The organism is Kitasatospora sp. NPDC003701, assembly GCF_053587085.1.
In genome coordinates, this window is the sequence record NZ_JBSFNM010000008.1 from 171,543 (window position 1) to 196,147 (window position 24,605).

Here is a 24,605-nt window from a genome sequence, read left to right on the forward strand (position 1 = left end):
GCAGAGCAGCATTGAGCAGCCGCGAATCTGAGAACGCCCACCCGACGCCTCGGCGGACGGGTCCGGACGCCTACCCGTCGGGCACCCCGCCCTACGGCACACCGGGTTTCCCCGGCGGCGACCGCGCGGGTGCCGGTGCCGCCCCGGGCTCCGCGTCGGGTGGCGAGGACGAAGCCCCGAAGACCGAGACCACGCTGACCACGCGGGTCCGGATCAACATCCCGGGCTCGCGCCCGATCCCGCCCGTGGTGGTCCGCAGCACCGTCAAGAACGAGGACGGCCAGGGCGAGGAGAACCCGCCGGCCGCCCCCGAGCCGGCCGGACCCCGGCACCGCTCCGCCGCACCCGCCTCCCCCGTCCTCGGGGTGATGGACGGCGGCGCGAGAACGGCCACCCCGCCGAACCTGCCGCCGGAGTGGGAGATCCCGCCCGCCACCTCGGAGTCCGAGTCCACCGGTGCGTGGTTCCGGCCGCGCCAGAAGAAGGGCCCGGCCGCGGAGCCCGCCCCCGCCGCCGTCCCGGCCGGCGCTCCGGGCGCGCCCGCCGACCCGTTCGCCCCGGGCCCCGCGCCGAGCTCCGGCACCGAGGCCCGCCCCAACGGCGCCCGGCCCAAGACCGCCCGCCCCGCCCAGGCCGCCGGCCCGGGTGCGAGCCGTCCGAACGGCCGCCCGGTGCCGGCGCAGGCCGCCGCACCGGCCCCCGCCCCGCGCCCGACCGGCGCGCCCGCCTCCCCGTTCGGCACCGGCCCCGGACCGGACGCCCCGGCGGACGAGGCCGGCGTGTACGAGGACGCCCCGGCGGACCCGTTCGGCCCCGGCGCCGACCCCTTCGCCCCGAACCCGGGCGCCGGCCGGTCGCAGCAGCAGGGCCCGGGCCGCCCGATGGGCCACCCGGCCGACGCGGCGAACCCGGAGGACACCTCGGTCGACGGCTTCGCGCCGATCCGCGAGGACGGCCCGCCGCCCACCGCCATATCCGGCCTGCCCAACGGCGCCTCGGCCCAGCACGGCCTCCCGCCGAACGGCGCCCCGCAGAACGGCCGGCCGCAGCCCGGCCTGTTCGCCTCGGCCCCGGCCGGCGCCGACTCGTTCGCCGCCCAGCGCCCCCCGGCCGGCACGGAGCCGTACGGCGCCGGCGCCCCGGGCGGCCTCTTCCCCGGCGCCCCCGGCCGCCAGGGCGAGCCGACCGCCCCGCTCGACCCGCACGCCGGCTGGCAGGAGGGGCCCGGCAACGCCGCCCCCGGCCGGCCGTACCCCGGCGGCCCGGAGTCCGAGGCCCCGGCCGGCCCGGTGCCGGCTCCGGCCCCCGCCCCGCAGCAGCCCGCGCCCGCCGAGCCGAAGGCCCCCAAGGCCGCCGGTGGGAAGGCCAAGCGCGGCGGCGCCGGCAAGAAGCTCGTCAAGCTCGGCGTCTACGGCGTCGCCGCCGTGCTCTTCCTCGGTGCCGCCGCGTACGGCACCGGCCTGATGCTGAACCAGTCCGACATCCCCAAGGGCACCGTGGTGCTCGGTACGGACATCGGCGGCAGCAACCGCGACCAGGCGATCCACCAGCTCGACGAGTCGGTCGGCAAGGCCGGCCAGCAGCCGGTCAAGCTGAAGATCGGCGACCAGGCGCTGGACCTCGACCCGGCCGTCGCCGGGCTGAGCTTCGACACCACGGCCACCGTGGACCGGCTCACCCGGCACTCGTACAGCCCGGTCGACGTGATCACCTCGCTGAAGGGCGACGAGAAGGCCGTGCCGCCGGAGGTCAAGGTGGACCGGGCCAAGCTCAAGGCCGCCCTGGAGGCGCTGGCCACCGGTTCGGGGCAGGGCCTCCAGGAGGGCTACGTCAAGTTCGGCGACTCCGGCGAGCCGGTCGTGGTGCCCGGCAAGGCCGGCCAGGCCGTCGACGCCGCGTCCGCCGTCGACCAGGTCGAGCAGGCCTACCGCGACCGCGCCGCGGGCAAGGCCGAGCAGCCCGTCGCCCTCACCGTGACGGCCGCCCAGCCCAAGGTCTCCCCGCAGGCGCTGCAGGCCGCCGCGGACAGCCTCGGCAAGTCCGCGGTCAACGGCAAGATCCACATCGTGGTCGGCGCCAAGACCTGGGACTTCGGCCCGAAGACCGCCCCCAAGACGCTCACCCTGGTGCCCGACGCCGCCGGCAAGATCGTGCCCAAGTGGGACCTGGAGGCGCTGAACACCCAGCTGGCCGGCGTGTTCGACAAGGTGAAGGCCAAGAAGAACGGCCAGACCGCCGCGATCACCCCGCAGGACGTCGCCGACGCCATCACCTCGGTGCTGGACAAGACCGGCGACAAGGACCGCACCTTCAAGTTCACCGTCGCCTGAGCAGGTTCACCCGTCACCCGGCGCCGCCCCGCGGCACCGGGCGCGACGGCGGGTGACCGAACGACCGAGGGGCGGGCCCGGATCCGGGCCCGCCCCTCGACAATTCACCACCCCGGTCAGCAAGATGTGACGCCGTACCACCCGTCACATCCCTCACATCCGCACCGGGAGCACCATCATGGGCCGCCTCACCTCACGCCGTACGGCCCTGCTCGCCGGCCTCACCGCCGTCTCGCTCTCGCTGACCCTCTGCGCGTGCGGCTCCGGCACCGGCGGCGCCCGGGCGCTCCCGACCCCGCTCGAAACACCCAAGCTCACCGCGATCGACATCAACCCGCACGACCGCGCCGAGCTGCGCCAGGGCGGCACCCTGCGGGTCGCGGTCGCCCAGTACTCCACCCAGTGGTCGCCGATCCACACCGACGGCAGCGAGTCCTCCACGATCACCGTCACCAAGCCGCTGCTGCCGACCTTCTTCCGCTCCGACGCCGCCGGCACGCAGACCGTCAACCCGGCCTACCTCCAGGACGCCCGCGCCGAGGTCAGGGACGGCCACCAGGTCGTCACCTGGACGCTCAACCCGAAGGCCAAGTGGTCCGACGGCACCCCGGTCACCTGGCGCGACATCGAGGCCAACTGGCGTGCGCTGAACGGGAAGGACCCGGCCTTCAAGGCCTCCAGCAGCACCGGCTTCGAGCTGGTCTCCTCGGTCGAGAAGGGCAAGGACGAGTTCCAGGCCGTGATGACCTTCGACCGGCCGTTCTCCGAGTGGCAGTCGATGTTCAACGGCGCCGCCAACGCCCCGCTGCTGCCCGCGAGCCGGATCGCCACGCCGGAGCTGTTCAACACCGCCTACCTGGACGCGATACCGGTCACCGCGGGCCCGTTCAAGGTGGAGAAGCTGGACCGGGCCGCGCAGACCGTCACCCTGGTCGCCGACCCCGCCTGGTGGGGCGAGAAGCCGCTGCTGGACCGGATCGTCTTCCGCGCCATGATGCCCAACACGATGGCCGCCGCCTTCGCCAAGGGCGAGGTCGACCTCTTCAACAACGGCCCCGACGTGGCCGGCTACCAGCTCGTCAGGGGCACCAAGGGCGCCGCCGTGCGCCGCGCCGGCGGGCCCGACTTCCGCCAGTTCACGCTGAACAGCAGGAGCCCCGTCCTGACCGACCCGGCCGTCCGGCAGGCCCTGTTCCAGGCGATCAACCGGGACGCCATCACCCGCGCCGACCTCAGCGGCCTGGACTGGCCCACCGTCACCCTCAACAACCACCTGCTGGTGGCCAACCAGAACGCCTACCGGGACAACTCCCTCGGCCTCAGCCGCTACGACCCCGCCGACGCCGTGCGCAAGCTGGACGCGGCCGGCTGGAAGCTCGACGGCGACGTCCGCCGCAAGGACGGCCGGGAGCTGAACCTGCGGATGGTCATCCCGGCCGGCGTCACCCAGGCCCAGACCGAGGCCGCCGTCACCACCCGGATGCTCAAGGACGTCGGGGTCAAGGTCACCACCGTGACCGCCGCCGCCAACGAGTTCTTCGACAAGTACGTCAACCGGCACGACTTCGACATCGCCGCCTACTCGCTGCTCGGTACGCCCTTCCCGGCCAGCGGCAACCGGGCCAACTTCGTCCAGAACGGCGGCACCAACCACTCCCAGGCGGGCAGTGCGGCCGCCGACGCCGCCCTCGACCGGGCCGCCGCCGCGACCGACGCGGCCACCGCCTTCGAGGCCATCAACCAGGCCGACGGCGAGCTGTGGAAGGTGGCCGGGGTGCTGCCGCTCTACCAGCGCCCGCAGCTGTACGGCGCCCGCGCCGACCTGGCCAACATCGGCGCGCAGGGTCTGTCCGACATCGTCTGGGAGAACGTCGCCTTCCAGCGGTGACCGAAGTGACCGGGCCCGGCCCGGCGGTGGTGACGCGCCGGGCCCCGGAGTCGTGTCGACCCCGGGGCCCGGCCCGCCGGGCGGTCAGCCCGCGCCGATCACGTCCCGGACCTCGGCGAAGTGGCAGGCCGACTCGTGGGCGGCCGGACCGCTCAGCGCGGTCGGGATCGCCAGCAGCGGGACCTCGGTGGAGCAGCGCTCCTCCGCCTTCCAGCAGCGGGTGCGGAAGCGGCAGCCGGACGGCGGGTTGGCCGGCGAGGGCAGGTCGCCGCTGAGCAGGATGCGTTCGCGCTGCTCCCGGCCGGTCGGGTCCGGCACCGGCACCGCGGAGAGCAGCGCCTGGGTGTACGGGTGGGTCGGGTGGGAGTAGATCTCGTCCTCCGTACCGATCTCGACCATCTTGCCGAGGTACATCACGCCGACCCGGTCGGAGATGTGCCGCACGATCGAGAGGTCATGCGCGATGAACATGTACGAGAGCTCGAACTCGCTCTGCAGCTGCTCCAGCAGGTTGATCACCTGCGCCTGGACGGACACGTCCAGCGCGGAGACCGGCTCGTCGCAGATGATCACCTCCGGCTTGAGCGCCAGCCCCCGGGCGATGCCGATGCGCTGGCGCTGGCCGCCCGAGAACTGGTGCGGGTACCGGTTGATGTACTCCGGGTTCAGCCCGACGACGTCCAGCAGGTCCTGGACGGCCTTGCGGCGGTCGCCCTTGGGAGCCACCTCGGGGTGGATCTCGAAGGGCTCGCCGATGATGTCGCCGACCGTCATCCGCGGGTTGAGCGAGGTGTACGGGTCCTGGAACACCATCTGGATGTTGCGGCGCACCGCCTTCAGGCCGGCGCCGGACAGCCGGGTGATCTCCTCGCCCTTGAACAGCACCTGGCCGGAGGTGGCCCGCTCCAGGTTCATCAGCACCTTGGCCAGCGTGGACTTGCCGCAGCCGGACTCGCCGACGATCCCGAGCGTCTCGCCCTTGCGCAGCTCGAAGGAGATGCCGTCGACCGCCTTCACCGCGCCGACCTGCTTCTTGAGGACGATGCCCTGGGTCAGCGGGTAGTACTTGACCAGGTCCTTGACCTCCAGGATGGGCTCAGCCATGGAGGGTCTCCTTCCAGAAGTGGCAGGCGCTGCGGCGGCCCGGCAGGTCGGCCCCGTCGGCGGCCAGCACCGGCACCAGCTGCGGGAGTTCGCTGCGGCAGCGGTCCGTCGCCCGGTCGCAGCGCGGGTTGAACGCGCAGCCCTCGGGGATCCGCAGCAGGCTCGGCGGCAGGCCCTGGATGGCGTAGAGGTTCTGGCCCTTCTGGTCCAGCCGGGGGATCGAGCGGAGCAGCCCTTGGGTGTAGGGGTGGGCCGGCCGCGCGTACAGCTCGTGCACCGGGGCGGTTTCGACGATCCGGCCCGCGTACATCACGGCGATCTTGTCCGCGACGTCGGCGACCACGCCGAGGTCGTGGGTGATCAGGATCAGACCCATGTTGAACTCGGCCTGCAGCTCCGCCAGCAGGTCCATCACCTGGGCCTGGACGGTGACGTCCAGCGCGGTGGTGGGCTCGTCCGCGATGATCAGGTCGGGCTCCAGCGCCAGCGCCATGGCGATCATGATGCGCTGGCGCATGCCGCCGGAGAACTGGTGCGGGTAGTCGCCCACGCGCTGCCTGGCGGCGGGGATGCGGACCCGCTCCATCAGCTCGACGGCCTTCTCCTTGGCCTCCTTGCGGGAGGCTCCCTGGTGCACCCGGAACATCTCGCCGAGCTGGTAGCCCACGCTCAGCACCGGGTTGAGCGAGGAGAGCGCGTCCTGGAAGATCATCGCGATCTTCCGGCCGCGTACCGCCCGCCGTGCCTTGGGGCTCATGGTGAGCAGGTCCTGGCCCCGGAACCGGATCGAGCCGGCGGTGATCTTCCCCGGCGGCATGTCCAGGATGCCCATGATCGCCTGCGCGGTCACCGACTTGCCCGAACCGGACTCCCCCAGCACCGCCAGGGTCTCCCCGGCCGACACCGAGTAGCTCACGCCGTTGACGGCCTTGGCCACGCCGTCCCGGGTGTGGAACTCGATGTGCAGGTCGTCGACCTCCAGCAGCGGCGTCCCGGGCACCAGGCTCTCCCGGCCACCGCCGATCAACTCCACCGCGCCCCCGCGCGGGGCGCCGTTCTTCGACTGCTTCGACAGCCTCGTCGCGTCACTCATCGTCCGCAGCCCTCCTCAGCGCAGCTTGGGGTCGAGGGCGTCGCGCACCGCGTCGCCGAGCATGATGAACGCCAGCACGGTGATGCTCAGCACGACGGCCGGGAAGAGCAGCACGTGGGGCGCGGTCAGGAAGCGGGACTGCGCGTCGCTGATCATCAGGCCCCAGGAGATCGCCGGGGACTGGATGCCGATGCCGAGGTACGAGAGCGCGGCCTCGGCGCCGATGTAGACGCCCAGGTTGATGGTCGAGACCACGATCACCGGGGCGACGGCGTTCGGCAGGATGTGCCGGGAGACGATCCGTCCGGTGCCGGCGCCGAGCGCCTTGGCCGCGACCACGTAGTCGTTGTGCTTGTTGGAGAGCACCGCCGAGCGCATCAGCCGGTAGATCTGCGGCCAGCCGAGGACGGCCATCACCGCGGAGACCGTCCAGGCGTTGCCCTTGCCCCAGGTGGACATGATCAGCATGCCGCCGAGCAGCAGCGGGATGGCGAAGAAGATCTCGGTCACCCGGGAGAGCAGGCTGTCCCAGAGCCCGCCGGTCCAGCCGGCCCAGAGCCCCAGCACACCGCCGACGGCGACCACCAGCGAGGTGGTCAGGATGCCGACGATGATCGAGTTGCGGGCGCCCCAGACGGTGCGGGTGTAGATGTCGCAGCCCTGGACGTCGAAGCCGAACCAGTGGTCGGCGCTGGGCCGCTTCAACGAGTCGGACAGGTTGCAGAAGCCCGCCGAGGTCGGGTCCCCCTCGGTGAACAGGTGCGGGGCGACGGCGAGCGCCACCATGAACAGCGCCAGGAACCCGCCGATCAGGAACAGCGGGTTGCGCCGCAGGTCGTACCAGGCGTCGGTCCAGAGGCTCGCCACCCGCTCGCCGCCGGCCTTGCCGCCCGCGGCGCCCTTGGTGAGCGCCCCGGTCTCGGCGGCCGGTCCGGCGCCGGGCTGCCCGGGGATCGCCACCTTCGCGTTCTCGCTCTTCGTCGGCTCACTCATAGCGGATCCTCGGGTCCAGGACGGCGTACAGCAGGTCGACCACCAGGTTGGCGAACAGGTAGACGAGCACCAGGGCGCTCACGATGCCCACCACGATGGTGCGTTCCCGCAGGTAGACGGACTGGAAGAGCTGGTGTCCGACCCCGGGGATGTTGAAGATGCCCTCGGTGATGACCGCGCCGCCCATCAGCCCGCCGAGGTCCATGCCCAGGAAGGTGACGATCGGGATCAGCGCGTTGCGCAGCCCGTGCCGGACGACCACCCGCAGCGGGCTCAGGCCCTTGGCGACCGCCGTCCGGACGTAGTCCGCCCGCATCACCTCGATCAGGCTGGTCCGGGTGAGCCGGGCGATGTACGCCAGCGAGGTGGAGGCGAGGACGTAGGCCGGCAGCAGATAGGACCGGAAGCCGGCGTCCTCGTTGAACGACACCGGGAAGAAGTCGATGCCGTAGTCGGTGTTGAGCTTCACCCCGAGGAGCAGCTGCAGCACGAAACCGATCACGAAGACCGGGATCGAGATGACCATCAGGGTCGAGATCAGCACCACGTTGTCGATGAACCTGCCGCGCCGCAGGGCGGCGATCACACCGGCGGTGACACCGACGACCATCTCGATGACCAGTGCGGTCACCGCCAGGTTGATGGTGTACGGGAAGGCCGTCTTCATGACGTCCACGACCTGGTTGCCGCGGTAGTCCTCCCCGAAGTCGCCCTTGAACAGGCCGACCAGGTAGTCCCAGTACTGGACGAAGAACGGGTCGTCCAGGTGGTAGCGGTCGCGCAGGACCGCGACGACGGCAGGGTCCTGCCGCTTCTCACCGGCCAGTGCCGTGATGGGGTCGCCAGGCAGCAGGAAGACCAGTGCGTAGATCAGGAACGTCGCGCCGAGGATCACAGGTATGGCCTGGATGATCCGGCGGACCACATAGCGGCCCATGCGGCCTCCTCGTGGTTCGGGGCACGCCTGTGCCGGGCGGCACGGGGGTTTCCCGCGCCGCCCGTCCCGGCGTGCCGGTCAGATGGATGTCGGTCAGGCCAGTTCGACGTTGGCCAGGTCCATCTGTCCCTGGGCGTTGACGTTCACGTTCTTGACGGCCTTGGTGTAGGCCGCGGACGACATGTAGGTGTAGACCGGGATGTACGGCAGGTCCTTGATCAGGACGTCGTCGGCCTGCTGGTAGAGCTTGATGCCCTCGGCGTCGGTCTTGGCCGCGTCCGCCCGGGCCAGCAGCGACTCGAACTCCTCGTTGACGTAGCCGCCGTAGTTGGAGCCGTTGTCGATGGCGACCTTGGAGAAGATCGGCCGCAGGTAGTTCTCGATCGACGGGTAGTCCATCGACCAGGCCATGCGGAAGGCCCCGGCGTACTTGTGGTCGCCCAGCGCGGTGAGGATCGCGCCGAACTTCTCGAACGGCTTGAAGGTGACGTCGATCCCGAGGTTCGCCTTGAGCTGGTTGCCGACCGCCTCGATCCACTCCTTGTGGCCGCCGTCGGCGTTGTAGCCGATCTCCAGCGTGTTGCCGGGCAGGCCCCCGGCCTGGGTGAAGAGCTCCTTGGCCTTCGCCGGGTTGTACTTGGCGACGTCGCCCAGCGCGCCCTGGCGGTACCCGGGAATGATCGGGTTGATGAAGTCGTCGGCCGGCTTGCGGGTGCCCGAGAAGATGGTCTTGGTGATCGATTCCCGGTCGATCGCCATCGAGATCGCCTTACGGAGGTCCGGCTTGGCGAATGCCGGGTTCGTCGAGATCGGGAATCCGATGTACCCGACACCGGAATCGGGCTTGTAGATGTAGCGGTCGCCGAACTCCTGGGCGACGGTCGACATCGCCGAGATAGGCAGCTTGTCGGTGATCTGGATGTTGTTTGCCCGCAGGTCGTTGTAGGCGGTGTCCAGCTTGTCGTAAATCTTGAAGGTGACGGAATCCAGCTTGGCCTTTCCGTCCGACGCCGGGAAGTTCTCGAACCGCTTCACCTTGATCTGCTTGTTGTGCTCCCACTTCCCGTCGATCTGGAACGCGCCGTTGCCGATCGGCGCGTCCTCGAACGCCTTCGGGTCGGCGAAGAACGCCTTCGGGAGCGGGAAGAACGCGTTGTAGCCCAGCATGGTCTTGAACTGGGAGAACGGCGCCTTGAGGGTGACGGTGAAGGTCTTGTCGTCGACGACCGCGAGGCCCTTGAGCTTGTCGGCGGTGGGCTTCTTGTCCTTGCCCGGGGCCAGCTCGTCGGAGCCGAGGATCTTGTCGAAGAACGGCAGCGCCTCCTGCGCGTTGTCCTGGTTGGCGCCGTAGTTCCAGGCGTCGACGAAGGACTGGGCGGTGACCTTCTCGCCGTTGTGGAAGGTGTAGCCGTCCTTCAGCTTGATCGTCCAGGTGGTGGCGTCCTGGCTCTCGATCGACTCGGCGACCCGGAGCTTGGGCGAGTTGTCCTTGATGTCGTAGTCGACCAGGCCGGCGAAGATCGCGTTGAGCACCTCGGCGCCCTCGGACTCGGAGGTGTTCTGGGGCACCAGCCCGTGCTGCGGCTCACCCAGCTCGACGCTGATCGAGCCACCCGTCTTGCCCGACCCGGCGCCGCTCGCCTCGCTGGAGGACTTCTTGTCACCGGTGCTGCAGGCGGAGATCGCGAGCGCGGTGCACGCCGCGAGCGCGGTCCAACGCATGGTCTTGGTGAGCCTCATTCAACTGCCTCTCGATTTAGGGGCTTACGAACGAACGGCGCCCCGCCAGTCGGTGTGCCGGGCATGGCGAGGGTCGACATCTCAGGGCCGATCCGCACAGTTGGCGAGGTGACCACTGATACGCGCAGAGCAACTATCGATCACTTGACCCCTCCGGCGGAATCCGCGTCACATCTCTTTTCAATTACATGCTCAGACCAAGTCGTGACAATGCTCGCCAAATTCCTGCATATCGCACCTGGAATGTCGCGTTCCGGTTTCCGGATAACGAACAATAAGTTCCGGTATTCGATGCTTTACGGAGCGTAATGATCAATCCCGGGCCGGGAATTCCGGCGTTTCCGCAGGACAACGCAAGGGCGCGCCCTCCGGATGGAGGACGCGCCCTTGCCGCGGGGTCGGGACTACTGTGTCAACTGGATTCCGGTGGCGGCGCCGGTACGCCGGGGCCGGCCTGCTCGCCCCCCGGGCCCCCGCGCTCGGCCGCGAAGTGGCAGGCCGAGTCGTGCCGGGCGAGCCCGTCCAGCCAGGCGGGAGCGGCCAGCAGCGGGACCTCCACGCTGCACCGCTCCTGCGCCTTCCAGCAGCGGGTGCGGAACCGGCAGCCGGACGGCGGGTTGGCCGGTGAGGGCACGTCCCCGGTGAGCACGATCCGGTCCCGCGACTCGCGCGCCGTCGGGTCCGGCACCGGCACCGCCGAGAGCAGCGCCTGGGTGTACGGGTGGGTCGCGTGGTCGTAGATCTCCAGGTCGGAGCCGATCTCGACCATCCTGCCCAGGTACATCACACCGACCCGGTCGGAGATGTGCCGCACGATCGAGAGGTCGTGCGCGATGAACATGTAGGAGAGGTTGAACTCGCCCTGGAGCTGCTCCAGCAGGTTGATCACCTGCGCCTGGACGGACACGTCCAGCGCGGAGACCGGCTCGTCGCAGATGATCACCTCCGGCTTGAGCGCCAGCCCCCGGGCGATGCCGATGCGCTGGCGCTGGCCGCCGGAGAACTGGTGCGGGTACCGGTTGATGTACTCCGGGTTCAGGCCGACCACGTCCAGCAGGTCCTGGACGGCCCTGCGGCGGTCCCCCTTCGGCGCCACGTCGGAGTGGATCTCGTACGGCTCGCCGATGATGTCACCGACCGTCATGCGCGGGTTGAGCGAGGTGTACGGGTCCTGGAACACCATCTGGATGTTGCGGCGCACCGCCTTCAGGCCCGCGCCGGAGAGCCGGGAGATCTCCTCCCCCTTGTAGCGCACCGATCCGCCGGTGGCCGGCTCCAGGTTCATCAGCACCTTGGCCAGCGTGGACTTGCCGCAGCCGGACTCCCCCACGATGCCGAGCGTCTCGCCCTGCATCAGGTCGAAGCTGACCCCGTCGACCGCCTTCACCGCGCCGACCTGCTTCTTGAAGACGACGCCCCTCGTCAGCGGGAAGTGCTTGATCAGATCCCGGACTTCGAGGATCGGCTCGCCGCGCGGCACCGGCTGCGCGAACGCCACCTCCTCCGGCACCGGCGGCCCGAGCGGGCTGGCCCCGTCAGCCATGGAGGGTCTCCTTCCAGAAGAAGCAGGCGCTGCCCCGCCCGGCCAGCTCGCTGCCGTCGTCCGCGGTGACCTGGAACAGCTTCGGCACCTCGGCCCGGCAGATGTCCTGGGCCCGCGGGCAGCGCGGGTTGAACGCGCAACCCGGCGGGATCCGCAGCAGGTTGGGCGGCAGCCCCTTGATCGCGTAGAGCTCCTGGCCCTTCTGGTCCAGCCGCGGGATCGAGTCCAGCAGGCCCCGGGTGTACGGGTGCGCCGGCCGCGCGTACAGCTCGTGCACCGGGGCGGTCTCGACGATCCGGCCCGCGTACATCACGGCGATCTTGTCCGCGACGTCGGCGACCACGCCGAGGTCGTGGGTGATCAGGATCAGACCCATGTGGAACTCGGCCTGCAACTCCGCCAGCAGGTCCATCACCTGGGCCTGGACGGTCACGTCCAGCGCGGTGGTCGGCTCGTCCGCGATGATCAGGTCCGGCTCCAGCGCCAGCGCCATGGCGATCATGATGCGCTGGCGCATACCGCCGGAGAACTGGTGCGGGTAGTCGTTGACCCGGTCCTTCGCCGCCGGGATGCGCACCCGGTCCATCAGCTCGACGGCCTTGGCCTTGGCCTCCTTGCGCGACGTCCCGTGGTGGGCCCGGAACATCTCCCCGAGCTGGAACCCCACGCTCAGCACCGGGTTGAGCGAGGAGAGCGCGTCCTGGAAGATCATCGCGATCTTCTGGCCCCGGATCCTGCGCCGCTCCTCCTTGCCCATCTTCAGCATGTCCTGGCCCCGGAAGCGGATCTCCCCCTGGGGGATGCGGGCCGGGGGCATGTCCAGGATGCCCATGATCGCCTGCGCGGTCACCGACTTGCCCGAACCGGACTCCCCCAGCACCGCCAGGGTCTCCCCCGCCCGGACGCTGTAGTTGACCCCGTTGACCGCCTTCGCCACGCCGTCCCGGGTGACGAACTCGACGTGCAGGTCCCGGACGTCCAGCAGCGGCCCCTCGTAGGGCGCCTCCCGCTGGGGCTTGCCGGTGTCGACAGCTGTGGTCACGATGAGTCCCCTCGCTCAGCGAAGCTTCGGGTCGAGGGCGTCGCGCACCGCGTCACCCAGCATGATGAAGGCCAGCACGGTGATCGACAGTGCCGCGGCCGGGAAGAACAGCACGTACGGGGCCGTCCGGATGACCTTCTGGGCGGAGGCGATGTCGATGCCCCAGGAGATGGTCGGGTCCTGCAGACCGATGCCGAGGAAGCTCAGCGTGGCCTCGGTCGCGATGTAGCCGCCCAGCGCGATGGTGGCGACGACGATCACCGGGGCCAGCGCGTTCGGCAGGATGTGCCGGAACATCAACCGCCCGGTGCCCGCGCCGAGCGCGCGGCCGGCCACCACGTAGTCGGACTGTTTGACGGTCAGCACGGCGCCGCGCATGACGCGCGCGATCTGCGTCCAGCCGAGCACCGCGAGGGCGATGACCACGCTCCACACCGTGCGGGCGGAGAAGGCGCCCAGCAGGACCAGCGCGCCGAGCAGCAGCGGGATGCCGAAGAAGATGTCGACGACGCGGGAGATCACGGCGTCCACGGCGCCGCCGAAGTACCCGGCGACCATGCCGGTCAGCCCGCCGAGCAGGGTGACCCCCAGGGTCACGAAGATGCCGACGGTGATCGACGCCCGCGCCCCGTAGATCACCCGGGCGTAGATGGACCGGCCCTGGCCGTCGTAGCCGAACCAGCCGGCACCGAAGAAGTCCGTCCAGTCCGGGCGCTTGAGGAAGTCGTTGACCAGGTCGGCCTTGCGCGGATTGGCGTCCGTGAAAGCCCAGGGGAAGATCGACATCACGATCAGCAGCACGATCAGCAGCGCCGAGATCAGGAAGATCGGCCGGCGCCGGAGGTCCCGCCAGGCATCGCCCCAGAGGCTGCGGGCCTCTTCCCGCTTGGTCGGGTCGCCCTCGACCAGGGTCTCCTGCTCGACCGCCATGCCCTGCTCGCCGGCGTAGTCGAGGTGGTCGACGCCCGGGGCCGGATGCGGCTTGAACTCGCCCTCGTCATGCAGATCAGGCATAGCGGATCCTCGGGTCCAGGACCGCGTAGAGCAGGTCGACGATCAGGGAGGCGACCAGATAGACGATCACCAGGACGGTCACGATGCCGACCACGGTGGGGCCCTCCTTCTGGTTGATCGCCCGGTACAGCACGTTGCCGATGCCCTGGACGTTGAAGATGCCCTCGGTGACGATCGCGCCGCCCATCAGCGCGCCGAGGTCGGTCCCGAGGAAGGTGACCACCGGGATCAGCGAATTGCGCAGCAGGTGGCGGGTGATGACGGTGCGCCGGGGCAGGCCCTTGGCGACCGCGGTCCGCATGTAGTCCGCCCGCAGGTTCTCCCCGATCGACGTCCGGGTGAGCCGGGCGACGTACGCGAGGGAGAGCGAACCCAGCACGATCGCGGGCAGGATCAGCTGGGAGAGGTCCGTGGAGTCCTGCACGGTCGGGGTGACCCAGCCCAGATTGGTCGCGAAGATCGTCTGGGCGATGTAGGCCAGCACGAAGACCGGGATCGAGATCACCACCAGGGTCAGGACCAGCACCAGGGTGTCCTGGATGCTGCCGCGCTTGAGGCCGGAGACCAGGCCGAGCGTCAGTCCGACGATCAGCTCGAAGGCGAAGGCCATCAGCGCCAGCCGGATGGTGACCGGGAAGGCGTCCGCCATGATGTCGGTGACCGAGCGGCCGGTGAAGCTCATCCCGAAGTCGCCCTGGAAGAGGTTCCCCATGTAGTGCAGGTACTGCTTCCAGAGCGGCTGGTCGAGGTAGTACTTGTGCTTCAGGTTGGCCACCACCGCCGGGTCGGCGGCCTTGTCCCCGAACAGCGCCGCGACCGGGTCGCCCGGCAGCGTGTAGACCATCAGGAAGATCAGGAATGTGGAGCCGAAGAACACCGGGATCATCTGCAGCACCCGCCGCAGCACATAACTTCCCATCCGAGCCTCCTTCCTAGGTGACTGGTCGGCCCGTGACCGGGTGCGGAGGGCCGGTTGGGGTCGAGCGCCCGGGCCCCGCCCTCCGTGCGGGGAGGGCGGGGCCGGCGCGAGGGGCTGGATCAGCCCTTGACCTCGACCTGGGTCCAGGCCGGGTTGCCGAAGGAGTCGAACGTCACGTTCTGGACGTTGTTGGAGTAGCCCGAGTTGGTGCGGTAGTACCAGAGCGGGATGGCCGGCATGTCGGTCGCCAGCACCTTCTCCGCCTCCTGGTAGCCGGTCACCGTGTCGCTCACGCTGGCGGCCCGGTCGGCCTGGTCGGCCAGCTGGTCGAACTGCGGGCTGCTGTAGCCGAAGTCGTTGGACGCCGCGCCGGTGCGGTAGACGTCGGCCATGAAGTTGGCGTTCAGCGGGTAGTCCTGCACCCAGCCGGTCCGGAAGGCGCCGTTGATCTGGTGCCCGGTGATCGCCGCGCGGGCGGTCTTGAAGTCGGGCTTCGGGTCACCCACACAGTCCACGCCGGTGCTCTGCCGGATCGAGTTGCAGACCGCGTCGACCCACTCCTTGTGGCCGCCGTCCGCGTTGTAGGTGATCGTCAGCCTGTTGCCGGGGACACCGCCGCCCTCGGTGATCAGCTGCTTCGCCTGGGTCGGGTTGAAGTTGCAGAAGTCGCCGCACTGGCCGGCCTTGTAGCCCTCGACGCCCTCGGCGACCCAGGCGGAGGCGGGCGCGCGCGAGCCCTGGAGGACCGTCTTGGTGATGGTCGGGCGGTCGATCGCCATCGACAGGCCCTGGCGGACCTTGGCCTTCTCGGGGCCGGCCCACTCCGGCTGGTAGAGCGTGAAGCCGATGTTCTGGATCGCGCCCTGCGGCGAGTCGATCGCGCGGTCCCCGAGGTCGGCCTTGTACGTGGCCAGCGCGGACGGCGGCACCTGGTCCATCACGTCGAGGTTGTTGGACTGCAGGTCCGCGTAGGCGGCCTCGGCGGTGTTGTACATCTTGAAGACGATGCCGCCGTTCTTCGGCTTGTCCACGCCCTGGTAGTTCGGGTAGGCCTTGGTCACCACCTGCTGGTTGTGGTCCCAGCTGACGAACTGGTAGGCGCCGTTGCCCACCGGCTTCTGCCCGTACCCGGCCGGGTCGTTGAAGAAGGCGGTCGGCAGCGGGGAGAAGGCGATGTAGCCCAGCTTGTACTCGAAGTACGAGACCTTGTTCCGCAGCTTGATGGTGAAGTGCGTGTCGTCGACGACGGTCAGGCCGGACATCGCGGTGGCGGTCGGCTGGCCGCTCGCCGGGTGGACGTCCTGGTAGCCCTCGATGTCGGAGAACCAGGAGCTGTTGATCTGGTTGTTGCTGGTGGTCGCGCCCCAGTTCCAGGCGTCGACGAAGTTCTTCGAGGTGACCGGGGTGCCGTCGTGGAACGTCCAGCCGCTCTTCAGGGTGACGTTGAAGGTCTGCGAGTCGCTGGTGTCGATCGAGTCCGCGACCTGCATCCGGATCTTGGCGTTGCTGGGGTCGTAGTCGACCAGCCCCTTGAAGAGGTTCTGCAGGATGCGACCGCCACCGGTCTCGTTCGCGTTCGCGGGCTGGAGCGGGTTCTGCGGCTCACTGCTCTGGTAGCTGAAGGTCTTGCTGCTGTCCGACGAGCTACTGCCTCCGCCGCTACTGCTGCACCCGCTGGCCACCAGGGCCACAGATGTCGCAGCGGCGAGGACCCATCGAGCGCGAGTGGCTGCGGGCATGGAGGTCCCTCCTCAAGGTGTGTGTCGCATCACACCCCATGAGAAGCGCGGCCGCCCGGCGGCGCGAGTCGGGTACACCCGGACGGGTGCGGGGGCCCGGTCGGAAGTTGACGGAACGCCGGAAGGGCCCGCGGCTCGGAGCCGCGGGCCCTTCCGGGAAACGCCTGGGGATCAGACGGCGGCGACCGTCTCCCGGACCTCGGCGAAGTGGCAGGCCGACTCGTGGGCGGCCGCGCCGCTCAGCGTGGTCGGGATCGCCAGCAGCGGGACCTCGGTGGAGCAGCGCTCCTCCGCCTTCCAGCAGCGGGTGCGGAAGCGGCAGCCCGACGGCGGGTTGGCCGGCGAGGGGATGTCGCCGGTCAGGATGATCCGGTCGCGGGACTCGCGCGCGGTCGGGTCCGGCACCGGCACCGCGGAGAGCAGCGCCTGGGTGTACGGGTGCGTGGCGTTCTCGTAGATCGCCTCGTCGGTGCCGATCTCGACCATCTTGCCGAGGTACATCACGCCGACGCGGTCGGAGATGTGCCGGACGATCGAGAGGTCGTGCGCGATGAACATGTACGAGAGCTCGAACTCGCTCTGCAGCTGGTCCAGCAGGTTGATCACCTGCGCCTGGACGGAGACGTCCAGCGCGGAGACCGGCTCGTCGCAGATGATGATCTCGGGCTTGAGCGCGAGGCCGCGGGCGATGCCGATGCGCTGGCGCTGGCCGCCGGAGAACTGGTGCGGGTACCGGTTGATGTACTCCGGGTTCAGCCCGACGACGTCCAGGAGGTCCTGGACGGCCTTGCGGCGGTCGCCCTTGGGAGCCACCTCGGGGTGGATCTCGAAGGGCTCGCCGATGATGTCGCCGACCGTCATGCGCGGGTTGAGCGAGGTGTACGGGTCCTGGAACACCATCTGGATGTTGCGGCGGACGGCCTTCAGGCCGGCGCCGGACAGCTTGGAGATGTCCTCGCCCTTGAACAGCACCTGGCCGGAGGTCGCCCGCTCCAGGTTCATCAGGACCTTGGCCAGCGTGGACTTGCCACAGCCGGACTCGCCGACGATGCCGAGCGTCTCGCCCTTCATCAGGTCGAACGAGATGCCGTCGACCGCCTTGACCGCGCCGACCTGCTTCTTGAAGAGGATGCCCTGGGTCAGCGGGTAGTGCTTGACCAGGTCCTTGACCTCCAGGATGGGCTCAGCCATGGAGGGTCTCCTTCCAGAGGTGGCACGCGCTGCGGCGGCCGGTGAGCTCCGTGCCGTCCTTGTCGGTCACCTGGTGCAGCTTCGGGACCTCCGAGCGGCACTGGTCGGTGGCGACGTCACAGCGGGGGTTGAACGCGCAGCCGGCCGGGACCTTCAGCAGGTTCGGGGGCAGGCCCTTGATCGCGTACAGCTCCTGGCCCTTCTGGTCCAGGCGCGGGATGGAGCGGAGCAGGCCCTTGGTGTACGGGTGCGCGGGGTTGGCGTACAGCTCGTGCACCGGGGCGGTCTCGACGATCCGGCCCGCGTACATCACGGCGATCTTGTCCGCGACGTCGGCGACCACGCCGAGGTCGTGGGTGATCAGGATCAGGCCCATGTTGTACTCGGCCTGCAGCTCCGCCAGCAGGTCCATCACCTGGGCCTGGACGGTGACGTCCAGGGCGGTGGTGGGCTCGTCGGCGATGATCAGGTCGGGCTCCATGGAGAGCGCCATCGCGATCATGATGCGCTGGCGCATGCCGCCGGAGAACTGGTGCGGGTAGTCGCCCACGCGCTGCTTGGCGGCGGGGATGCGCACGCGCTCCATCAGCTCGACGGCCTTGGCCCGGGCGTCCTTCTTGGACATCCCCCGGTGCACCCGGAACATCTCGCCGAGCTGGTCGCCGACGGTCATCACCGGGTTCAGCGAGGAGAGCGCGTCCTGGAAGATCATCGCGATCTTCTGGCCGCGGATCAGCCGGCGCTGCTCCTCCTTCATGGCGAGCATGTCCTCGCCGCGGAAGAGGATCTGCCCCTGGCTGATCTTGCCGGGCGGCATGTCCAGGATGCCCATGATGGTCTGGGCGGTCACCGACTTGCCGGAGCCGGACTCGCCGAGCACCGCCAGGGTCTCACCGGCGGAGACGGAGTAGTTGACGCCGTTCACGGCCTTGGCGACGCCGTCGCGGGTGTGGAACTCCACGTGGAGGTCACGGACCTCCAGCAGCGGGGTGCCGATTTCGAGGCGTCCGCTCTTCTGGTTCTTCTCGATCACGGTGGTCATCGGGTCGTCACCTCTTCTCTCAGCGGAGCTTCGGGTCGAGGGCGTCGCGCACCGCGTCGCCGAGCATGATGAACGCCAGCACCGTGACGCTCAGCACCGCGGACGGGAAGAGCAGCACGTGCGGGGCGGTCAGGAAGCGGGGCTGGGCGTCGCTGATCATCAGGCCCCAGGAGATCTCCGGGGACTGGACACCGATGCCCAGGTAGGACAGGGCCGCCTCGGCGCCGATGTACACGCCCAGGCTGATCGCGGAGACCACGATCACCGGCGCGATGGCGTTCGGCAGGATGTGCCGGAAGGTGATCCGGAAGCTGCCGGCGCCGAGCGCGCGGGCCGCCATCACGTAGTCGTTGTGCTTGTTGGCCAGCACGGAGGCGCGCATGATGCGGAAGATCTGCGGCCAGCCGAGCACGGCCATCACGACGGAGACGGTGTAGGCGTTGCCCTTGCCGAGCATCGACATGATCAGCATGCCGCCGAGCAGCAGCGGGATCGAGAAGAAGATCTCGGTGAAGCGCGACAGGATGCTGTCGGTGATGCCACCGACCCAGCCGGCCAGCAGACCGAGCAGGGCGCCGATCACGGTCACCACGGTGGTGGTGAGCACACCGACGATGATCGAGTTGCGGGCACCCCAGATGGTGCGGGTGTAGACGTCACAGCCCTGCACGTCGAAGCCGAACCAGTGCTCGGCGCTCGGGCGCTTCAGGGAGTTGGCCAGGTCGCACGCACCGCCCGCGAGCGGGCTGCCGTCGGTGAACAGCTGCGGCACGGCGGCGATCACCAGCAGCGCGGAGACCAGCACCGCACCGATGATGAAGACCGGGTTGCGGCGCAGGTCGCGCAGCGCGTCGGACCAGAGGCTGGCCACCCGCTCGGGCTTCTGCTTCTTCTCCGGCGCGGCCTTCGGGGTCTTGTCCTCGGGCGCCTCGCTGCCCACGGTGATGGTGTCACTCATAGCGGATCCTCGGGTCGAGCACGGCGTACAGCAGGTCCACGAGCAGGGTGGTGATCAGGTAGATCATCACCAGCAGGGTGACCATGCCGACGATCACCGTGCCCTGCTTCTGGTACACGGACTGGGCCAGCAGGCCGCCGATGCCGTGCATGTTGAAGATCTTCTCGGTGATGACCGCGCCACCCATCAGACCGCCGAGGTCGGCACCGAGGAAGGTGACGATCGGGATCAGCGCGTTGCGCAGGGCGTGACGGCCGATCACCCGACGACGCTTCAGACCCTTGGCGACCGCGGTGCGGACGTAGTCCGCGCGCATGGTCTCCATCAGGCTGGTGCGGGTCAGTCGGGCGACGTACGCGAGCGAGGTCGACGCCAGCACGAAGGCCGGCAGCAGGTAGGCCCGCAGTCCGTCCTCCTCGTTGAAGGAGACCGGGAAGAAGTCGATGCCGTAGTCGGTCTTGAGCTTCACGCCCAGCACCAGCTGGAGCACGAAGCCGGTGACGAAGACCGGGATCGAGATCACGAACAGGGTGCTGATCAGGACCAGCTGGTCGATGAACTTGCCCTTGCGCAGGGCCGCCATGACACCCGCCAGCACACCCATGACCGCTTCGATGATGAAGGCGACCAGGGCGAGGTTGACGGTGTACGGGAACGCCTCGCTGATCATGTCGGTCACGGAGCGACCGGTCAGGCTCTCGCCGAGGTTCCCCTGGAAGACCCCTGAGATGTAGTTCCAGTACTGCAGCAGGAAGGGGTCGTTCAGGTGGTACTTCTGGCGGATCATCTCCGCCACGAGCGGGTCGGCCCGCTTCTCGCCGGCCAGCGCCTGCACCGGGTCACCGGGCAGGTAGTGAACCAGCGCATAGATCAGCAGAGTCGCACCGAGCAGGACAGGGATCGCCTGTATCAGTCGGCGGATGACATAGCGGCCCATCAGACCTCCACACTTTCGGACAAGGAAGGGAGGCGGGAGGACTCGGACTGTAGTCCGATCCGCCCGCCCCCGTTCGTCTGATTAACCGGATCAGCCGGCGAGCTCGACCTCGTCCAGGTTCATACGGCCCTGGGCGTCGGTGTCGAAGTTCTTGATCTTCTTGCTGTACGCGGCGGAGGACATGTAGGTGTACACCGGGATGTACGGCAGGTCCTGCACCAGGATGTCGTCGGCCTGCTGGTACAGCTTCTGGCCCTCGTCCTGGGTCTTCGCCTGGTCGGCCTGGTTCAGCAGGTCCTCGAACTTGTCGTTGACGTAACCGCCGTAGTTCGAGCCGTTCTCGATCGCGACCTTGGAGAAGATCGGACGCAGGTAGTTCTCGATCGACGGGTAGTCCATCGACCACGCCATGCGGAAGGCGCCCGAGTACTGCTTCTCGCCCAGCGCGTCCAGGATCTTGCCGAACTTCTCGAACGGCTTGGTGGTGACCTCGACGCCCAGGTTCTTCTTCAGCTGGTTGGCGACGGCCTCGATCCACTCCTTGTGGCCACCATCGGCGTTGTAGCCGAGCTCGATGGTGTTGCCGGGGACGCCGCCGACCGAGTCGTAGAGCGCCTTGGCCTTGGCCGGGTCGTACTTCGCCGCGTCGCCCATGGCGCCCTTGCGGTAACCCGGGATGAGCGGGTTGATGAAGTCGTCGGCCGGGACGCGGGTGCCCGAGAAGATCGTCTTGGTGATCGCCTCGCGGTCGATCGCCATCGAGATCGCCTTGCGGATCTCCGGCTTGCCGTAGGTGGCCGGGTTGGTGGCGATCGGGAAGCCGATGTAGCCGACGCCGGACTCCGGCTTGTAGATGTAGCGGTCGCCGAACTCGCCCTTGACGCTCGACAGGGCCGAGATCGGCAGCTTGTCGGTGGCCTGGATGTTGTCGGCGCGCAGGTCGTTGTACGCGGTGTCCAGGTTGTCGTAGATCTTGAAGGTCACGCCCTGGAGCTTCGCCTTGCCGTCCGAGGCCGGGAAGTTCTCGTAGCGCTTGACCTTGATCTGCTTGTTGTGCTCCCAGGCGCCGTCCATCTCGAACGGGCCGTTGCCGATCGGCTTGTCGGCGAAGGTCTTCGGGTCGCTGAAGAACGCCTTGGGCAGCGGGTAGAACGCGTTGTAGCCCAGCATGGTCTTGAACTGGGAGAACGGCTGCGTCAGGGAGACGGTGAAGGTCTTGTCGTCGACGACCGTCAGGCCCTTGAGCTTGTCGGTGGTCGGCTTCTTGTCCTTGCCCGGGGCCAGGTCCTCGGAGCCCTCGATCTTCGCGAAGAACGGCAGGCCCTCGGCGGCGTTGTCCTGGTTGGCGCCCCAGTTCCAGGCGTCGACGAAGGACTGTGCGGTCACCTTCTCACCGTTGTGGAAGGTGTAGCCGTCCTTCAGCTTGATCGTCCAGAGCTTGCTGTCGGCGCTCTCGATCGACTCGGCGACGCGCAGCTTCGGCTCGTTGGTCTTGTTGTCGTACTCGACCAGGCCGGCGAAGATCGCACCGAGGACCTCGGCGCCCTCGGACTCCGCGGTGTTCTGGGGAACCAGACCGTGCTGCGGCTCGCCGAGCTGGACGGCGATGCTGCCGCCGCCGGAAGAGGCCTTGTCACTGCTCTTCGAGCTGGTGCTGCAAGCGGTCGCCGCAAGGGCGATAGCGGTCGCCGCAACGATCCACTTGGTCTGGGTTGCACCGCGCATGGGGGATGCCTCCTGAAATCGACTTTCCAACGAGGAGAGCACTACGGGCGACTGATGCCGCTTCCGTTGTGCCGTCCGCGCTCGTGGTTTCGGCGCGCACCCCTGCGCGTTAACCCTTGACCCGAGCCTGACTGCACCCACTATGTGTCACGTACGGACACGAAAGTGACCACTGCCGATCTCAATTAGGTCACATGAACGGTCGGTAAGTTTCGAAAATCGGACATAAGAGACATACTCAGACAGGCATTAAACGGACAGTCGTCATGAATGACGGACTGTCACGTTCGCTCAGCGGACACCTTGCTGTGTTAAGCGCTATTCCGTTTATACGCGCGTCGACAGCGTGGAGTAGTGAAAAACGATCGCCCCCCTCTCCATCGGAAAGGGGGGCGATCGATTCAGGCCAAAGCCCGTTTAAAGCGGGGCGTCAGGCCTTCTTGGCGCGCGAAGCCGAACGGCCGCGCTCCTTCTGGTCCAGAACCACCTTGCGGATGCGCACGGTCTCCGGGGTGACCTCGATGCACTCGTCCTCGCGGCAGAACTCCAGGGACTGCTCCAGCGAGAGCTTGCGCGGCGGCACCAGGTTCTCGGTGGTGTCGGAGGAAGCGGCACGCATGTTGGTGAGCTTCTTCTCCTTGGTGATGTTGATGTCCATGTCGTCCTGGCGCGAGTTCTCGCCGACGATCATGCCCTCGTACACCTCGGTGGTGGGCTCGACGAAGAGCGTGCCGCGCTCCTGGATGCCCATCATCGCGAACGGCGTCACGACGCCCGCGCGGTCCGCCACCAGCGAACCGTTGTTGCGCATCCGCAGCTCGCCGAACCACGGCTCGTGGCCCTCGAAGATGCTGTGCGCGATGCCGGTGCCGCGGGTGTCGGTCAGGAACTGGGTCCGGAAGCCGATCAGACCGCGCGACGGGACGATGAACTCCATGCGGACCCAGCCGGAGCCGTGGTTCGTCATGGTCTCCATGCGGCCCTTGCGGGTCGCCATCAGCTGGGTGATGGCGCCGAGGTACTCCTCGGGGCTGTCGATGGTCATCCGCTCGACCGGCTCGTGGGTCTTGCCGTTGATGACCTTGGTGACGACCTGCGGCTTGCCGACGGTCAGCTCGAACAGCTCCCGGCGCATGGTCTCGACCAGGATGGCCAGCGCCAGCTCGCCACGGCCCTGGACCTCCCAGGCGTCCGGACGCTCGGTCGGCAGCACGCGGAGCGAGACGTTACCGATCAGCTCGCGGTCCAGGCGGTCCTTCACCATGCGGGCGGTGACCTTGTGGCCCTTGCCGCCCTTGCCGACCAGCGGCGAGGTGTTGGTGCCGATGACCATCGAGATGGCCGGCTCGTCCACCGTGATGAGCGGCAGCGCGACCGGGTTCTCCAGGTCGGCCAGGGTCTCGCCGATCATGATGTCCGGGATGCCCGCGACGGCGCAGATGTCGCCGGGGCCGGCCACCTCGGCCGGCTTGCGGGTGAGCGCCTCGGTCATCAGCAGCTCGGTGATCTTGACCTGCTGGACCGAGCCGTCGCGCTTCATCCACGCGACCTGCTGGCCCTTGCGCAGCTCGCCCTGCTCGACGCGGCAGAGCGCGATGCGGCCGAGGAAGTTGTCGGCGTCCAGGTTGGTGACGTGCGCCTGGAGCGGGGCGTCCTCGTCGTAGATCGGGGCCGGGACGTGCTCCAGGATGGTGGAGAAGAACGGCTCCAGCGAGTCGCTGTCGGCCGGCACGGTGCCGTTCTCCGGCTTGGTCATCGAGGCGACGCCGTCACGCGCACAGGCGTAGACGATCGGGAACTCGATCTGGTCCTCGGTGGCGTCGAGGTCCAGGAAGAGGTCGTAGGTCTCGTTGATGACCTCGTCGATCCGGGAGTCCGGGCGGTCGGTCTTGTTGATGCAGAGGATGACCGGCAGCTTGGCCGTCAGCGCCTTGCGGAGCACGAAGCGGGTCTGCGGCAGCGGGCCCTCGGAGGCGTCGACCAGCAGCACGACCGCGTCGACCATCGACAGGCCGCGCTCGACCTCGCCACCGAAGTCGGCGTGGCCGGGGGTGTCGATGATGTTGATCGTGATCGGCGCGCCACCCTCCTTGGGGTGGTACTTGACGGCGGTGTTCTTCGCGAGAATGGTGATGCCCTTCTCGCGCTCCAGGTCGTTGGAGTCCATCATGCGGTCGTCGAGGTGCTGGTGGGCGGCGAAGGCGCCGGCCTGCTTCAGCATGGCGTCGACCAGCGTGGTCTTGCCGTGGTCGACGTGGGCGACGATGGCAACGTTGCGGATGTCATTGCGCGTGGGCATGCGGAGCGGATTCTCCCGGAATCGTGGGTTACGGCGCCCGGCTGCGTGACGCCGACCGGCGATCCCTGTTGATCGCCGCCGCCCGTACCGCCTGCTACTACCGGTCCACCC

At 68.7% G+C, this 24,605-nt stretch carries 18 protein-coding genes; 2 read left to right on the forward strand and 16 right to left on the reverse strand.

Translation table 11 applies throughout. From position 1 onward, the window contains the following. Positions 1-11: 11 nt before the first annotated feature. Both ACWDRR_RS10660 and ACWDRR_RS10665 read left to right on the forward strand, forming a co-directional pair. Positions 12-2,330, forward strand: a complete 2,319-nt coding sequence (locus tag ACWDRR_RS10660; RefSeq protein WP_449771805.1) for a hypothetical protein — start codon at positions 12-14, stop codon at positions 2,328-2,330. 178 nt (positions 2,331-2,508) lie between these two features. After that, positions 2,509-4,218: an ABC transporter family substrate-binding protein gene (locus ACWDRR_RS10665; RefSeq protein WP_449771806.1), complete on the forward strand. Its 1,710-nt coding sequence runs from the start codon at positions 2,509-2,511 to the stop codon at positions 4,216-4,218. A gap of 84 nt (positions 4,219-4,302) precedes the next feature. Here the strand turns inward: ACWDRR_RS10665 and ACWDRR_RS10670 are convergent, their stop codons facing one another. The 16 genes from ACWDRR_RS10670 to typA form a co-directional block, all read right to left on the reverse strand. Beyond that, on the reverse strand, positions 4,303-5,322 hold the full coding sequence (locus tag ACWDRR_RS10670; RefSeq protein WP_449771807.1) for an ABC transporter ATP-binding protein: 1,020 nt from the start codon (positions 5,320-5,322) through the stop codon (positions 4,303-4,305). Further along, the gene (locus ACWDRR_RS10675; protein WP_449771808.1) at positions 5,315-6,415 is read right to left on the reverse strand and encodes an ABC transporter ATP-binding protein; all 1,101 of its coding nucleotides are present in this window, start codon (positions 6,413-6,415) and stop codon (positions 5,315-5,317) included. Before ACWDRR_RS10675 ends, ACWDRR_RS10670 begins: the two co-directional genes overlap by 8 nt. A 15-nt stretch (positions 6,416-6,430) precedes the next feature. Continuing rightward, positions 6,431-7,408 carry an ABC transporter permease gene (locus ACWDRR_RS10680; RefSeq protein WP_449771809.1) on the reverse strand — a complete coding sequence of 326 codons (978 nt, stop codon included), beginning with the start codon at positions 7,406-7,408 and terminating at the stop codon, positions 6,431-6,433. Then, positions 7,401-8,345, reverse strand: a complete 945-nt coding sequence (locus ACWDRR_RS10685; RefSeq protein WP_449771810.1) for an ABC transporter permease — start codon at positions 8,343-8,345, stop codon at positions 7,401-7,403. The genes ACWDRR_RS10680 and ACWDRR_RS10685 overlap by 8 nt, the downstream gene beginning before the upstream one ends. Positions 8,346-8,438: 93 nt before the next feature. Next, positions 8,439-10,085, reverse strand: a complete 1,647-nt coding sequence (locus ACWDRR_RS10690) for a peptide ABC transporter substrate-binding protein (RefSeq protein WP_449771811.1) — start codon at positions 10,083-10,085, stop codon at positions 8,439-8,441. Positions 10,086-10,497: 412 nt separating this feature from the next. Next, on the reverse strand, positions 10,498-11,628 hold the full coding sequence (locus tag ACWDRR_RS10695; protein WP_449771812.1) for an ABC transporter ATP-binding protein: 1,131 nt from the start codon (positions 11,626-11,628) through the stop codon (positions 10,498-10,500). Next, a complete protein-coding gene (locus tag ACWDRR_RS10700) occupies positions 11,621-12,670 on the reverse strand; it encodes an ABC transporter ATP-binding protein (protein WP_449771813.1) in 1,050 nt (349 codons plus the stop codon). The genes ACWDRR_RS10695 and ACWDRR_RS10700 overlap by 8 nt, the downstream gene beginning before the upstream one ends. Positions 12,671-12,685: 15 nt before the next feature. After that, positions 12,686-13,600 carry an ABC transporter permease gene (locus tag ACWDRR_RS10705; protein WP_449771875.1) on the reverse strand — a complete coding sequence of 305 codons (915 nt, stop codon included), beginning with the start codon at positions 13,598-13,600 and terminating at the stop codon, positions 12,686-12,688. 76 nt (positions 13,601-13,676) lie between these two features. Next, complete coding sequence (locus ACWDRR_RS10710) at positions 13,677-14,603, reverse strand: ABC transporter permease (protein ID WP_402384493.1); 927 nt, start codon at positions 14,601-14,603, stop codon at positions 13,677-13,679. A gap of 119 nt (positions 14,604-14,722) precedes the next feature. After that, the gene (locus ACWDRR_RS10715; protein ID WP_449771814.1) at positions 14,723-16,342 is read right to left on the reverse strand and encodes a peptide ABC transporter substrate-binding protein; all 1,620 of its coding nucleotides are present in this window, start codon (positions 16,340-16,342) and stop codon (positions 14,723-14,725) included. Between the two features lie 171 nt (positions 16,343-16,513). Continuing rightward, a complete protein-coding gene (locus ACWDRR_RS10720; protein ID WP_449771815.1) occupies positions 16,514-17,533 on the reverse strand; it encodes an ABC transporter ATP-binding protein in 1,020 nt (339 codons plus the stop codon). Continuing rightward, a complete protein-coding gene (locus ACWDRR_RS10725) occupies positions 17,526-18,575 on the reverse strand; it encodes an ABC transporter ATP-binding protein (protein WP_449771816.1) in 1,050 nt (349 codons plus the stop codon). The genes ACWDRR_RS10720 and ACWDRR_RS10725 overlap by 8 nt, the downstream gene beginning before the upstream one ends. Before the next feature lie 19 nt (positions 18,576-18,594). Further along, positions 18,595-19,533, reverse strand: a complete 939-nt coding sequence (locus ACWDRR_RS10730; protein WP_449771817.1) for an ABC transporter permease — start codon at positions 19,531-19,533, stop codon at positions 18,595-18,597. Further along, positions 19,526-20,470, reverse strand: a complete 945-nt coding sequence (locus ACWDRR_RS10735) for an ABC transporter permease (protein ID WP_449771818.1) — start codon at positions 20,468-20,470, stop codon at positions 19,526-19,528. Before ACWDRR_RS10735 ends, ACWDRR_RS10730 begins: the two co-directional genes overlap by 8 nt. Before the next feature lie 90 nt (positions 20,471-20,560). Further along, a complete protein-coding gene (locus ACWDRR_RS10740) occupies positions 20,561-22,195 on the reverse strand; it encodes a peptide ABC transporter substrate-binding protein (protein WP_449771819.1) in 1,635 nt (544 codons plus the stop codon). 430 nt (positions 22,196-22,625) lie between these two features. Beyond that, entirely contained in the window at positions 22,626-24,494 is a 1,869-nt protein-coding gene (typA, locus tag ACWDRR_RS10745; RefSeq protein WP_449771820.1) for a translational GTPase TypA, read from the reverse strand. Positions 24,495-24,605 lie beyond the last annotated feature (111 nt).

Excerpts from the sequence above, each read along its gene's own strand:
- ACWDRR_RS10665 (WP_449771806.1), top strand. The coding sequence starts at position 2,509 with ATGGGCCGCCTCACCTCACGCCGTACGGCCCTGCTCGCCGGCCTCACC.
- ACWDRR_RS10670 (WP_449771807.1), bottom strand. The coding sequence starts at position 5,322 with ATGGCTGAGCCCATCCTGGAGGTCAAGGACCTGGTCAAGTACTACCCG.
- ACWDRR_RS10675 (WP_449771808.1), bottom strand. The coding sequence starts at position 6,415 with ATGAGTGACGCGACGAGGCTGTCGAAGCAGTCGAAGAACGGCGCCCCG.
- ACWDRR_RS10680 (WP_449771809.1), bottom strand. The coding sequence starts at position 7,408 with ATGAGTGAGCCGACGAAGAGCGAGAACGCGAAGGTGGCGATCCCCGGG.
- ACWDRR_RS10685 (WP_449771810.1), bottom strand. The coding sequence starts at position 8,345 with ATGGGCCGCTATGTGGTCCGCCGGATCATCCAGGCCATACCTGTGATC.
- ACWDRR_RS10690 (WP_449771811.1), bottom strand. The coding sequence starts at position 10,085 with ATGAGGCTCACCAAGACCATGCGTTGGACCGCGCTCGCGGCGTGCACC.
- ACWDRR_RS10695 (WP_449771812.1), bottom strand. The coding sequence starts at position 11,628 with ATGGCTGACGGGGCCAGCCCGCTCGGGCCGCCGGTGCCGGAGGAGGTG.
- ACWDRR_RS10705 (WP_449771875.1), bottom strand. The coding sequence starts at position 13,600 with ATGGCGGTCGAGCAGGAGACCCTGGTCGAGGGCGACCCGACCAAGCGG.
- ACWDRR_RS10710 (WP_402384493.1), bottom strand. The coding sequence starts at position 14,603 with ATGGGAAGTTATGTGCTGCGGCGGGTGCTGCAGATGATCCCGGTGTTC.
- ACWDRR_RS10715 (WP_449771814.1), bottom strand. The coding sequence starts at position 16,342 with ATGCCCGCAGCCACTCGCGCTCGATGGGTCCTCGCCGCTGCGACATCT.
- ACWDRR_RS10720 (WP_449771815.1), bottom strand. The coding sequence starts at position 17,533 with ATGGCTGAGCCCATCCTGGAGGTCAAGGACCTGGTCAAGCACTACCCG.
- ACWDRR_RS10725 (WP_449771816.1), bottom strand. The coding sequence starts at position 18,575 with ATGACCACCGTGATCGAGAAGAACCAGAAGAGCGGACGCCTCGAAATC.
- ACWDRR_RS10730 (WP_449771817.1), bottom strand. The coding sequence starts at position 19,533 with ATGAGTGACACCATCACCGTGGGCAGCGAGGCGCCCGAGGACAAGACC.
- ACWDRR_RS10735 (WP_449771818.1), bottom strand. The coding sequence starts at position 20,470 with ATGGGCCGCTATGTCATCCGCCGACTGATACAGGCGATCCCTGTCCTG.
- ACWDRR_RS10740 (WP_449771819.1), bottom strand. The coding sequence starts at position 22,195 with ATGCGCGGTGCAACCCAGACCAAGTGGATCGTTGCGGCGACCGCTATC.
- typA (WP_449771820.1), bottom strand. The coding sequence starts at position 24,494 with ATGCCCACGCGCAATGACATCCGCAACGTTGCCATCGTCGCCCACGTC.